Annotated in this window: 14 protein-coding genes; 7 read left to right on the top strand and 7 right to left on the bottom strand. The window is 40.2% G+C overall.

Annotation, left to right across the window (positions count from 1 at the left end; all coding sequences use genetic code 11):
- Positions 1 to 228: 228 nt before the first annotated feature.
- The 7 genes from IDJ75_RS15595 to IDJ75_RS15565 all read right to left on the bottom strand — a co-directional run bounded on the left by IDJ75_RS15595 (position 229) and on the right by IDJ75_RS15565 (position 7,229).
- Complete coding sequence (locus IDJ75_RS15595) at positions 229 to 1,149, bottom strand: molybdate ABC transporter substrate-binding protein (RefSeq protein ID WP_191176550.1); 921 nt, start codon at positions 1,147 to 1,149, stop codon at positions 229 to 231.
- Positions 1,150 to 1,187: 38 nt separating this feature from the next.
- Positions 1,188 to 1,646 carry a DsrE family protein gene (locus IDJ75_RS15590; RefSeq protein ID WP_191176549.1) on the bottom strand — a complete coding sequence of 153 codons (459 nt, stop codon included), beginning with the start codon at positions 1,644 to 1,646 and terminating at the stop codon, positions 1,188 to 1,190.
- Positions 1,647 to 1,668: 22 nt separating this feature from the next.
- Positions 1,669 to 2,745, bottom strand: a complete 1,077-nt coding sequence (locus IDJ75_RS15585; RefSeq protein WP_224746628.1) for a c-type cytochrome — start codon at positions 2,743 to 2,745, stop codon at positions 1,669 to 1,671.
- 437 nt (positions 2,746 to 3,182) lie between these two features.
- Positions 3,183 to 4,286 (bottom strand): TlpA disulfide reductase family protein, encoded by a 1,104-nt coding sequence (locus IDJ75_RS15580; RefSeq protein ID WP_191176548.1) that lies wholly within the window; start codon positions 4,284 to 4,286, stop codon positions 3,183 to 3,185.
- Positions 4,287 to 4,408: 122 nt separating this feature from the next.
- Positions 4,409 to 4,933 (bottom strand): 2,4'-dihydroxyacetophenone dioxygenase family protein, encoded by a 525-nt coding sequence (locus tag IDJ75_RS15575; RefSeq protein WP_191176547.1) that lies wholly within the window; start codon positions 4,931 to 4,933, stop codon positions 4,409 to 4,411.
- A gap of 251 nt (positions 4,934 to 5,184) precedes the next feature.
- Positions 5,185 to 5,883: a response regulator transcription factor gene (locus IDJ75_RS15570; RefSeq protein ID WP_191176546.1), complete on the bottom strand. Its 699-nt coding sequence runs from the start codon at positions 5,881 to 5,883 to the stop codon at positions 5,185 to 5,187.
- Entirely contained in the window at positions 5,880 to 7,229 is a 1,350-nt protein-coding gene (locus IDJ75_RS15565; protein ID WP_191176545.1) for a sensor histidine kinase, read from the bottom strand. The genes IDJ75_RS15570 and IDJ75_RS15565 overlap by 4 nt, the downstream gene beginning before the upstream one ends.
- A gap of 125 nt (positions 7,230 to 7,354) precedes the next feature.
- Here IDJ75_RS15565 and IDJ75_RS15560 point away from each other — a divergent pair, with 125 nt between their 5' ends.
- The 7 genes from IDJ75_RS15560 to IDJ75_RS15535 all read left to right on the top strand — a co-directional run bounded on the left by IDJ75_RS15560 (position 7,355) and on the right by IDJ75_RS15535 (position 12,590).
- Positions 7,355 to 8,029 carry a peroxiredoxin family protein gene (locus tag IDJ75_RS15560; RefSeq protein ID WP_191176544.1) on the top strand — a complete coding sequence of 225 codons (675 nt, stop codon included), beginning with the start codon at positions 7,355 to 7,357 and terminating at the stop codon, positions 8,027 to 8,029.
- 110 nt (positions 8,030 to 8,139) lie between these two features.
- Complete coding sequence (locus IDJ75_RS15555) at positions 8,140 to 9,045, top strand: helix-turn-helix domain-containing protein (RefSeq protein WP_191176543.1); 906 nt, start codon at positions 8,140 to 8,142, stop codon at positions 9,043 to 9,045.
- A 342-nt stretch (positions 9,046 to 9,387) separates the two neighbouring features.
- Positions 9,388 to 10,317, top strand: coding sequence for a heme-binding domain-containing protein (locus tag IDJ75_RS15550; protein ID WP_191176542.1), 930 nt, complete (start codon positions 9,388 to 9,390; stop codon positions 10,315 to 10,317).
- A 1-nt stretch (position 10,318) separates the two neighbouring features.
- Positions 10,319 to 10,795, top strand: a complete 477-nt coding sequence (locus tag IDJ75_RS15545; protein WP_191176541.1) for a hypothetical protein — start codon at positions 10,319 to 10,321, stop codon at positions 10,793 to 10,795.
- Positions 10,792 to 11,286, top strand: a complete 495-nt coding sequence (locus IDJ75_RS21195) for a hypothetical protein (protein WP_224746627.1) — start codon at positions 10,792 to 10,794, stop codon at positions 11,284 to 11,286. The genes IDJ75_RS15545 and IDJ75_RS21195 overlap by 4 nt, the downstream gene beginning before the upstream one ends.
- Positions 11,287 to 11,308: 22 nt before the next feature.
- Positions 11,309 to 11,842, top strand: a complete 534-nt coding sequence (locus tag IDJ75_RS21190) for a sensor histidine kinase (protein WP_317173783.1) — start codon at positions 11,309 to 11,311, stop codon at positions 11,840 to 11,842.
- Complete coding sequence (locus IDJ75_RS15535; RefSeq protein ID WP_191176540.1) at positions 11,823 to 12,590, top strand: LytR/AlgR family response regulator transcription factor; 768 nt, start codon at positions 11,823 to 11,825, stop codon at positions 12,588 to 12,590. The genes IDJ75_RS21190 and IDJ75_RS15535 overlap by 20 nt, the downstream gene beginning before the upstream one ends.
- Positions 12,591 to 12,636: the final 46 nt, after the last annotated feature.

Genomic DNA, 12,636 nt, shown 5'->3' with positions numbered 1-12,636 from the left:
TTTAATTAAATTGTGACGTGTTAGTTTTGTAATATATTTTGATCTCTAATACTACGATGACATCCTCGGCGGACTCCCTGTTCGCAAGTGTAGCTACGCCGTATTTGTTGGTTTATTGTAGAGAGTCGATCGCCCGGAATACTTCGTTAAAATTACGCCCTGTACATGTAGGATATTGATCACCAACTTAACCTTTTTATCAGGCTCAATTATTTTCATATTCGTCGGTTATTTGGTTTTAAATCCGTATTTGCGGTAAATGGCTTTGGCTGTTGGGCTGATTAAAAAGTCCATAAAATCTTTAGCTGCCTGTGCATGCGGTGCATTTTTCATTTGCCCGGCAACATAGGTGGCGGTAATATTTTCTTTGGCGGGTATCTCTACCAGATCGGTTGGATGGTTTAGCATTTTCTGGTAATATGCCTCACTATACCATACAGGCGCCGCGTCTGCCTGATTATACATGATGCGCATAGGTGTTTGGCGGTGGTGGATCTGCGTAAGGTAGGTAGTGCTATCTTTTACCTTGTCGTCCATAATGGTTTTACGTAAGGTTTCCTTTCCAGCCAACACATAGGCCTCTTCTATGGGCTTGCCAATACCCTCCCATTCAGGATTCGGCATACTTACTCTTATTGCTGGTTGGCCAAGGTCTTTCAAACCCGTTATACCTTTTGGGTTTCCTTTTTGAACCATAATTGCCAACTGATTATAGGCGTATGGCTCTGTCCTGCTGAAATATTCGGGCATTTGATCGATTTTGTTTTTTCCTGCAGTATAGACGTCAGGCTTTAAAGTGATTCGCATATTACCAATGGTAATGGAGCCGCCGGTGATCTGTTTGGCTAATATCCCTGGTGGCAATGTTTCTGCGAAGATGCGCTGATACTGCGGGTGTTCCTTTTTAAAGGCAGCCATCAGATCATCTATGCACATAAACTGGTTTCCTGCAAAGAATACAACTAACTGTGGATCGTTAATGTCGCCAAATAAATCGGGTACGTTATCTACGCCAGGCACGGTAAACATTACCTTACTTTCCGGCGGTGTGTTCCACGGCGGATCAAAGCGATGATCCTGTGCTTTTACCTGGCTGGCCAGGGTGATTGTTGCTGCGATTGCAATTGTTATTTTCTGTAGATATTTCATGTTTATTATTTAAATTTAATATTTAATTGCGGTAATACTTAGGGATGTACAGTTGCCCATCCTTCATACTGGCGTAAAATGATCTCTCCGTTACCACTTGGCACCAGCGAAACAAAAGGGAATAATTGGTCCTTATTTATTTTTCTTTCCTTTAAAGTGTTGTTGCATTGTGCCAATACTACACCTTTGGCTTGCAGGTCTTTCAGCGTTTGTTCGTAGGTGCTGTTTTTCATATAAACCGCTACACCATCACCAAAAGCAATTAATTCTACATGCAGCTTACCTTTAAGCCGTGGATCTTCTATCGCGTTGTCAATATTGCGCAAGGTACTTTTAATCTTTTTTTCGTCGTTGGAGTTGATGATGTACAACGCATTATAGTGTTTGAGTTTAGCTTTAGCGCCGGTAAAGGTGGCCTGGTTAGTTTTTTGCGCACTGGCTGGTTTTACAAAAGCCAACAGTGCGAATGCTGCGAGTAGGAATGTGTACTTTTTCATGGTTTTATTTGTTTATGATTTTTTATTTGATTAATTCTTTTTGTGCTTCTTTAATTGGTTTAAAAGGTCCGAATTTATGCTGCTTTTCGCTGAAACCGTCAGCGTAAGGGCCAAATGGGAAGTCGATAGGCTTTTTCTTCAGGTCGCTCCAATCCTTGTGTTGATCTTTGTGCGGCCGGGGTTGTGAATTCACAAAAGCGGCTACGTTCCACGCTTCTTCGTCTGTCAGCTGTGGGCTTTGGTAGGTTGCACCAAAAGGCATATTGTTTTTGACAAATCCGGCAAAGTTGGTCAGCCTGTACATTCCGGCGCCATCGTTATAACTATGCTTTCCCCATAACGGTGGGTAGGTATATGTTTTTTTATCTATATTCAAAAGGCCTTCGCCATTAGAGCCATGGCAGCTTTGGCATTTCATTACAAAAACCTCCTTGCCTTTTACGGGATCAGCTGCGTGATCCATAAACGCTATCTTTTCAGTGGCGTTACCGAATAGCTTTCGGCCTTTTTTCACATCCTTGCCTACCCATTTCATATAGGCCAATATCGATTGTACTTCTCTACTTGATGTATCAGGTGCCTTTCCTGCTAAACTGCGCTCAAAGCATTCTTTAATACGTTCAGAAGCGGGCTCCACCTTACCACTACGCCCACTCATTTTAGGGTAGCTACTTATAAAACCCGCATAGTCGTTTCCAAACAATTTAGTACCAGCGGCCAAGTGGCAGTTTTGGCAATTCATTCCATTGGTTATCATGGCTACGCTTCCTTTAGGCCCTAAGTATCGGGCAGTATTTGCGATCAATTCCCGGCCATAACGAATGGCACCACCCGCTTTACCGACCGGAATGTCACTTACGTCAGGTGCTTTCCAGGCGTCGGCCGGGATAGAACGGGGCGTCGTACCGATCGAGGCTTCTATTGACGGGGTAATACTCCCGGTCACTGTGGTTGGCTTCGTTATGGTCGGACCCATATTCGCCAAAGAAATGATGATGATAGCGATACAGGCAATCGCGATAAAGCTAATATATACCATATATCGCGAAAGCTTGACTACTGCTTTAACGAGATCTTTTTGTGATTCTGGGTTTTCCATTTTTTACTGTCCTTGGTGATTGATATGTCAAAAGTACAGTTAGAACAGTTGTTCGTTATATCGTAAAACGTGATGATCAATAACCAAAAGTTATCATAAATGAATTGAATTCTTGGTGAGAGATAATTATCAAAAAATACCCTTCCTATAATGGCCTGTACTAAAATACATTCTCAGGTACGCGAATAAATCGCAAAAAAATAGGCTGTTCACGATATGATACAGCTTGAAGAGAGCAAGGCCAATTAAATTAGTCTTGCCATATTGGTGGATAGAAAGAAACAGTATTCTTATATCGTTAAGCAAACCAATACCAGTTAAAATAATTTTGCTTGAAATAAGTATTCGCGAGCCTAAATCTGGCTTCGTTCATCACAATAAAACTCATCATGTGTTCGCCCGTGAAATTTTATTACCTCAGTATATTCACAACAATTTTATTTAAACAAACGCTTACAAAGAATCTCCAAATCGTCTCCGAAGACATTCTTGGCAACAATAACACCGTCAGGACCGATCAGGAAATTGGAAGGGATAACCTCAATATGATATAGCTTTTCTGTTACACCATCAAATTGTGCCAGATCTGAGGTCTGCGTCCAGGCTAATCCATCTGCTGCGACAGCTTTTCGCCAGGCATTGATATCTGTATCCAGGGAAACTCCCAGGATATTCAATCCTTTTGTTTGATACTGATGAAATATCCTGACAACATTGGGATTTTCAGCTCTGCAAGGGGGGCACCAAGATGCCCAAAAGTCTATCAATACATACTTGCCTTTGTAATCATTTAAGCTTACCGTTTTGCCATTTATATCTTTTATTGAAAATCCAACGCCTTTACTTCCAACCGTGGTTGGGGCTAATGTTAGTAATCTGTTTTTAAAATTATCTGCAAAGCTGTTTGCATAGCTGAGTTTTAATTCTTTGGCATATTTGACCAATACACTCTCATTTTTAACCTCATCAAGCGTTGATGCAACAAATACACCAGCAAGGGTTTGTTTATTCTTTTGAATAAATTGCAGACTCAGTTGATCAGCTGAATCAGCTATCGCTTTGATAAAGGGAATGTACTTTTTCAATAATTTGTCCCGATCAACACCTTTAATTTCATCGTTTTGAAAAGCTTTGAGAATCATATTTCTACTACTATCAAAATGGCTCGCTATTTTTCTATAATCCAATAATTTAAGAGACTCAGCTGAACCTCCAATTTTATACTCATGAGTGGAATCGGAAAGATCTGTCCTGAAATCAATTTTCTCACCATTTTTTACAATTAAATTAAAGTCATTATTGTCAATTACTATTTTGTAAATCTGTGGATTAAAGGTGGTATTAGAAAAATTGAACTGCCCGTTGGTTTGGATTAAGGCGGAATCCACAGCTTTGAAACCAGCGCTGTCGGCCTCAAACAGGTAAACGGTCTTACTGGCGTGATGTCCAACCAAATGTCCGTTAATTACAAAATAATCATTAGCAGATCGGCAGCTTAAGAAAACACTCATTCCAGTTACTAAGTAAAATAATTTAAACATTTTTTGTATATGAGGGCGCATTTCTATTTTAAAATTAAGTGTTAAGCGAAAACAAAATTGCGCCGTGATGCACGCTACTCATTTGTAGCATATATCACAGCGCGCCTCTAATTCAATAATAATTACCTGATCATAGCATCTAATAATGCGGGGTCTAAACCTACGCTGGCATAATGCCGGCGAGCAATTTCCAGTATAGTAAACCCGTCATCATAGGCAAGCATATTTCCCTTTTCAAAATTATCTATGTAAATAAATCCTCCGGTAACTATAAATAGAACCATTGCCGGCTCATTTGCTTCCGGCGCTACAATTAAAGCGTGGGCTTCGCCGGCAGGCTCATAAATAAATGTACCGGGTTGAGCTGCCCAATCGTGTTCAAGATATCTCCAATTACCTCTAAGGGTGTAACCTACTACTGATGTTGAATGGAAATGTGGTGGCATTTGCGCACCAGGGTCTGCTCTTAAGATCACGATAAAGCCACCATTACTTAAACTAAACTGACAGGGCTGAAAAGCAACACCCGGGCCAAATGGTACCCAAAGGCGCTCGTCATCCAGGTTGGTATCCACCGTGTAGTCAGAAGTTTGGCGCTGGCCTGGCTTCAAGCCATCTGTAAAAAAACTAAATTGTTGAACTGGCATATTTCGATATTTTTCGACGACAAATTACTTAGCTGGCTTAGCCATCTCATAGCATAGTTGTCTGTTATAAATAATAATGCAAAGCTATAAGCTGATAAAAGGTATTTAGTATACTTATCAAACAACTAATTGCATATTTCAAATAAACACAAGCGTATGGAACTTAGAACAGCAACAGTATTGATCAAATAAACGCTACTGGCTTTTTTAGCAAAGCAATTTTCTAATTATGCTTATACTGATTGGTAGTTTTATTGATTATTATCTACCAGCTTGTAACCCTGTCCACGAATACTTAAAATCTCAAGCGATGATTCGCTTTTAAGAAATTTGCGCAAACGGGTTATGTAAACATCCATGCTTCGGGCGTTAAAGCGACTGTCTTCTCCCCATAGTTGAAGTAAGGCCGTTCTGCGATCCAACAATTGATTTTTATAGCGAATAAGCAGACGAAGCAAATCACCCTCCCTTTGAGAAAGATGAGCGGTATCTCCTGCTCCTGTAATGGTAAGATGCTGGTGATTAAAAAGTAAGCTTCCTAATATTATGTCACCTTCAACAGCTTTGTCGCATTCCGGCATTTCGCTTCGTCGTAATAAAGCTTTAAGTCGCAATATTAGTTCTTCTATACTGAACGGCTTTTTCATATAGTCATCGGCACCAAGTTCCAAACCTTTTAACACATCCTCTGTCTGTGTTCTCGCTGTCAAAAAAATGATCGGAACATGTGTGTTAGTCGTTCTGATATCCCGAACTAAAGAATATCCATCTTTTTTGGGTAGCATAACATCCACAACACAAATGTCTGGTTTAATTGAATGGAACAAACTCCAGCCTTCTGTGCCATTTCCAGCAACGCTTACAGTAAATCCACGGCTTTCGAGCGATTCTTTAATGATTGATGCAAGTACAGGTTCGTCTTCTACCAATAAAAGGCTGGTTTTATTCATCTTAAAGGGAAATTAATTATAAAACGGGAGCCTTCATTCAGTCTGCTCTGAACCTCAATTTTTCCTTTCAGGAGCTCTGTCAATCGCTTTACATGGCTTAAGCCGAGTCCGTATCCTTTAACGTCATGCAATTCCCCGGTATCTACCCTATAAAAGTTATCAAAAATAAAAGGCAGATTTTCTTTGCTTATTCCCTTACCGGCATCACTTACAGAGAGTTGCCAATTTTTTGGAGCTACAGAAAATTCAATAATAATGTCAGTATCATTCCCTCCATACTTAAGCGCATTGTCGATGAGATTACTTAGTATCGTATCGAGTTTATCGGGATCGGTATTGATTTCCGTTGTCGGCGAGCTAAGTTTTAGTATAATCCGATTATCTTCAATCCCACTGAACCGCTTTGTGACCGCTTGTATCAGCTCCGACAAATCAACCCGCTGCCAATTTACCGAAACAGCATTACGCTCTAAACTACTTATCTCAAGAATTCTTTCCACCTCGTTTTCCAGTTTATCTAAAACTGCATTATTAATTCCCGTATATCGCGAAAGCTTTTCAGGATCTGAAGCTACCCCGAACTGCGCGATTGCTTCATTGGACGATCTCAGAATAGTCATCGGCGTTCTTAACTCATGCGTAATGTTGCGTATAAATTCATTTTTCATGCCATCAAGTTTTAGTTGCCGCCGGATGATGAAGCCCATATACCACAAGCTACCTGCTGAAAGGAGGATCAGCAGCACCGATACTAAAGCGGGTAACAAATTGTGGCGTAACAACCATTTATTACTATCGACTACCGCGCTGATCACCACTGCCGATTTATAATAAGATATCGTAGCAGCAATTTCACCGGGACGTACTTCAGCAGGAGATCCGCGTAAGTTCAAGGTTACCGGTACGTCAATCCCTTCTTTTCTTAGGAGTTCCTTATAAATTCCCGTTAAAACTTTCAGGTCTATCGGCTTATGCAACTGTTGAAGTAAAAGCCGCGCTATCAGCGCCTTTACCACGGGCACGTTTCGCTTATCGATAGCAACAGTACTCATTTCGGCTTTGAAGAGCTGCTTACTTTTCGTGGAGTCTAAAGCTACTGCGTCCTGATCTGGAAGGGTTCGCATAAATACGGTTAGCGAAGGCACTTTATAATTAAGTGAGGTAGGCAGATCTATTTGCTGCAATTGATATTGGTCTACGCTCTTTTCCAGGGCATTTGTTGCCGTTACCGAAAATATATGCTGCGCGTTGCGGTAATTATTATAAATCCAGTATAACTGAAAAATCAGGATACTTAACGCAGTTAATACTGCGATGCCAAACGTAATTGTTAGTTTTTTTTTCAAGATGTTACAAATATAAGTGTCTTTAATGCAGCAATCTACCTTTGTTAACACTAGTTAACACTAACCATTCTCCAGTTAACAATCAGCAGCCATTCCGGTGATAGTTTTGTAGAAAGAAATTAAGTATGAAAAAGATTTTAATTAGTGCCTGTTTGATTTGCCAATGTATAGGTGTATTTGCCCAACAAGTTGACAATACCCGCTACAAATTGCCGGATGGTAAAATTGTTACTTACGATAAACTGGATAGCGTAGAAAAAGCATGGGGAAGCAAGCAATTTCGCATGCAACATGATGCCAAACAACCAGATCTTGTCTTTATATCCCCAATGACTAACGATATTGTGAAGGCAATAGACGGAGATAAAGCTGAACTGAATAAACTGCTCAATCAACCTGCACCTGACTTTACGCTAACCGATTTGGCAGGTAAACGCTGGACGCTATCTTCGTTAAGAGGCAAGACCGTGGTATTGAACTTTTGGTTCGTGGCGTGCCCCGGTTGCGTTGAAGAAATGCCTCATTTGAACGATTTAGTAAAAAGTTACCATGGCCAGCCGGTTGTATTCCTTGGCTTGGCATTAGATGATGCAAAAGCGCTAAAAAACTTCCTTACCCAGCATAAATTTGCCTATAATTTGTTCCCTAAAGCCGGGGCAGTCAGTAAACCTTACCATGTTAGTATGTATCCAACTTCCTTTGTGATCGATCCAAATGGTGTCATTCGTTTTGCCCAGCTCGGTGGTGAAAACATCGAACAACAAATTACAGATACCATCAAAAACTTTGCTAAACGCTAATTAATTGCCGGCCATATACCATTTGTAGTATAAAGGGTATATGGCTATATGATCAGCTCACCCGGTTGTAACATTCTCCATTTTATCAATTAGGGCATATTGCTTTACTTATGGGAAAATATAAACATGAAAGCTTAGTCGATTATTACGAGCGTCGGCCTGAAGCCAACACAGGCGGAACGCCCGTCGGTATCTTAGGATCTATGCATTTAAACGTGTTTTACCTTGATGGTCATTATTCCCCAGGAGCGTACAAACGGCGGAATTTTTATATAGTGGCCTTGATATTGAACAAGAGCAGTGTACAGATCAACGACGTATGGTATAATATCAAACAACCCGCACTCCTCTTTTCTACACCGGCGACCTCTTACGAATGGCGCACCCACCTCAATAAAAGGAAGGCCTGGATATGTATCTTTACCGAAGATATGCTGTATACGCATCAGTATAAAGAATCGATGATCTATACATCATTAACGCAGTTCAATAACAATCCAGTCTTTCCGCTCAATGCTTCTCAATGCCGGGAAGCAATAGCTTTATTTGAAACAATGAATGCCGAACTAAAAGCAGATTATGCGCTCAAACAAGAACTGTTGAGGAATTATTTGTCGATCCTGTTTCATTTTGGTAATAAACTTTCATCAGCCCTAGTGGGCAAAAGTACGCGGACTGCATCATCCAGGTTGACTGACGCTTTTGTAGATCTGCTCAACCGGCAATTCCCGATCCATGTACCGATGCAGACCCTAAGCTTAAAATCGGCAGCCGATTTCGCTTGCCAATTGTCCGTTCACATTAATCATTTGAACCACGCTGTAATGGAAACAAAAGGAAAAACGACTACAGAACTTATCGCAGAACGACTGTTGTTTGAAGCCGTATACATGTTGCGCCACAGTCAGTTAACCGTTTCTCAGATCGCTTACTGTTTAGGCTTCAAAGAAGTAGCCTATTTTCATCGCTTTTTCAAAAAAAGACAGGGTATATCTCCGGGCCAGGCCCGGAGATAAGGATTAACCACTTTTATCACCATCATAAATAAGTTGTTTGCATAATTTTATGATTAAAGTTTTACAATCATTTTTCCTTCGTTGCGGCCTTCAAACAAGCCGATAAATGCTTCGGGTAACCTGTCAAAGCCTTCCTATGAGCCACACGCTGATTAGCCAAGTAGAATAATTTCAAGTGACGTAGACCGCAGAATTGCATGGAAAGAGTGATATGTTTAATTAAGCTATTATTTATACCAACTCGCTCGCCGGATTCAACACAAAATTTGCCGAGTCCACGTTTTTTTTGTTTTCAGACAGGTCGTTAATAATTTAATTTCTATCCAGAAATTTAACCAGATCATGAAAAAGTTCATTTTGCTTTTTGTTGCGGTAGCGCTAATTATAATAATTTGTATCCAATTCTTCAGGCCTAACCTTAAAAACCCACCGGTAACACAGGATTTTCAGGCACCCGAAGATGTGAAAGCCATCCTTGTAAGATCTTGCTATGACTGCCATTCCAACCAAACTAATTTACGCTGGTTTGATCAGGTGCAGCCTGTATTTTGGCAGGTAGCGGCCCACGTTCGTGATGGACGAAAAGTACTCAACTTTTCAAATTGGGACAAACTGGCTCCTGCTGACCAAAAGGCCAAACTATGGGAGGCTGTTAATCAAATTGAGCAAAGCGCTATGCCGATCAAAAGCTATGAGATGGTACATACAAGTGCTAAAGTATCTGCTCAGGATTTAGCCGTCTTGAAGCAATACCTTAATGGAATGGTACATAGTATGCCAAATGATACGGCCAAAATAAACGCACGTGACCAGCAACTCAAGGCTATGCCTGAGGCGCTAAAAACTAAGGTGACTGAAAGTTTAAACGGTATCACTTATATTCCCGATTACAAGAACTGGCAAGTCATCAGTACCTCAGACCGATTTGACAACGGCACTACGCGGGTTATTTATGGTAACGATATCGCGGTAAAAGCTGTAAAAGAACACCACATCAACCCCTGGCCTAATGGAACTATATTTGCAAAAGCAGCCTGGGATAAGTTGGAAGATAAAGACGGAAATGTAACAACCGGTGCTTTTAAACAAGTGGAATACATGATTAAAGATGCCCAGAAATATAAGGCTACCAAAGGCTGGGGCTTTGCCCGTTTTAAAACACCAAAATTAGTCCCCTATGGTAAAACGGCAATGTTTACTACAGAATGTATAAATTGCCACAAGCCTATGAAAAACAATGATTTTGTATTTACTTTTCCAATCAAGAACTAAAATGAAACGATTGTCTTTTTTTATCATAAGCGGGTTAATTGTATTAAGCAGTTGTGAGCATCCTACCAATCCTGACCAACTGATCAACAATAAAGCTTCGCTGCCCGCGTCATTTAAATTATCAGATTTGCACCAAAAAGTAATAACCTCTTTTATCAACAATCGAGACAGCACCATGAGTATTCTTTACGGCAATAAGCAGGCAGGCATAATAGCAGGTAAGGATGTACGATCAGGCGTACCTGGTGCCTCCTTCACTTTGGTTACCTGGCATCAGCAGAACGACCCGCACTGGTTTGGGGCCCGTATACCCGGGGAATTAATTTATGTTGAAACACTTCATACAGATACGGCTGAAGACAAAATAATAGATTATCAAAAATATTCCGGAAAAAATTTGGTTAAGTTAGCAGATACTGCGGGCCGTTCGTCACGTATCCACTTTATACTCTCGCAAAATCCGTCAATTATTCCATGATCTTTGAAAAATATATACAGCAGGGTAATAAACGCATTTTTATTGTTTCTCAAAAGGTAATTTGGGCATCGGCCGCTTTTATGGGCATTCTTGCCTCGGTCCCTAAAATCCTGCAATTGAAGGTGAGCCTAACCGAAGTTGTTATAGATTGTATCATCGCTTTTATTTATTCGCTGTATGTATGGTTTTACAATTTATACACACTCCCCAAATTTTCAAACCAAGCGTTAACCACTCGTTTTTTTGGCCTTAGGCTCATTAAAAGTTTGGCTTGGGGGATTTTAATAATTGGCTTACTGGTAGTTTGCAATCAAATTTTATTTGAAAATAAATTGATCGGCTCAATGATGCTCATGTACCAGTTTCGGGGCATATTGATCAACCTGACTATTTACATGTTTTTATATCTGCTTTATCAAAGTTATATTAATCAGATAATAGGTATAAGGTATAGAACTGGAACGCACCAAGGCCGATCACCTGACTGCTAAATATGAATTGCTTAAACAGCAAGTGAACCCACATTTTTTATTTAACAGTCTGAATACACTTAAGTCAATGGTTGATTTTGGCGACGAAAATGCGTCCGATTTTATTGTCAAGCTTTCCGATTTTTACCGATATTCGTTAGAAAGCCGACAAAAAGACGTGGTGCCGATAGAACAGGAATTGAAAATGTTGAGTCCTTATTTTTTCCTGATCAAATCGAGATTTGAGGAGGACATTTCCATTGAAATTATGCTTAGCGCCAACCATAATGGGGTATTGGTGCCGACATTTACTTTGCAACTACTTGTTGAGAACGCCGTGAAGCACAATATCATTTCGCTCGACCAACCTTTGCATATAGAGATCGTGTCGGACGGAAACCGTATACTTGTTCGTAATAATCTTCAGCTAAAGAACATACCCGAACCATCTACTAAAATTGGTTTGGAAAATATCAACCAGCGATACATGCACCTGGCGGGTAAAACCATTACAGTTGAAACAAGTAATAATTTTTTCACCGTAGCTCTTCCTGTAAATGAATATATTAGTAATTGAAGATGAATTGAAGACGGCAAGGGCGTTAATTAAATTTATATCCAATGTTCGTCCCGGTGTAAAAATTGACGGCCCGATACAGCGGGTATCTGCCGCGGTCGATTACTTAAAATCCCATGCTTCGCCTGATCTGATTTTCATGGATATCCAGTTGGCAGACGGCTCAAGTTTTGAAGTATTTCAGAAAATCAATGTCCAGTCGCCGGTTATTTTCTGTACTGCGTATGATGAATACGCGCTTGATGCGTTCAAGGCAAATGGGATTGACTACATACTTAAACCTTTTTCTGAAGAATCATTTAGATCTGCATTTGAAAAATTAGACCGGGTGACCAACGCTCTCAGCGGTAATCAAATATCACCTGAGCTTATTTCACAGATACTCAAGATTAACCAGCAACACACAGGCAAGCAAAGTTTTCTCGTTTACAAAAACGGCAAATACACAACTATACCTACTAACAACGTAGCCTATATTTTTGCACGGAACGAGCAAACCACACTGGTGACTTTTGACAATGACTTTTTTACTTTAGATCAGTCATTAGAAGAAACATCCGGCCAGCTTGACACTAAGAACTTTTTTAAACTCAACAGACAATACCTGCTCAATTTTAACGCCATCAAAGAAGTCGAGCATTATTTTGCGCGAAAACTTTTGATCAAGCTAACTATTCCTATAGAAGAAAAGCTGTTGGTAGGGAAAGATAAGAGTACACTTTTTCTCCATTGGCTCGGGAATCGTTAACAAACAATTTTTTTAATTTTTAATGCATACTTATTGCCAAATGGTG

Source organism: Mucilaginibacter rigui (genome assembly GCF_014773275.1).
Taxonomy (GTDB): Bacteria; Bacteroidota; Bacteroidia; order Sphingobacteriales; family Sphingobacteriaceae; genus Mucilaginibacter; species Mucilaginibacter rigui_A.
This window is presented reverse-complemented; position numbering and strand designations above follow the sequence as displayed.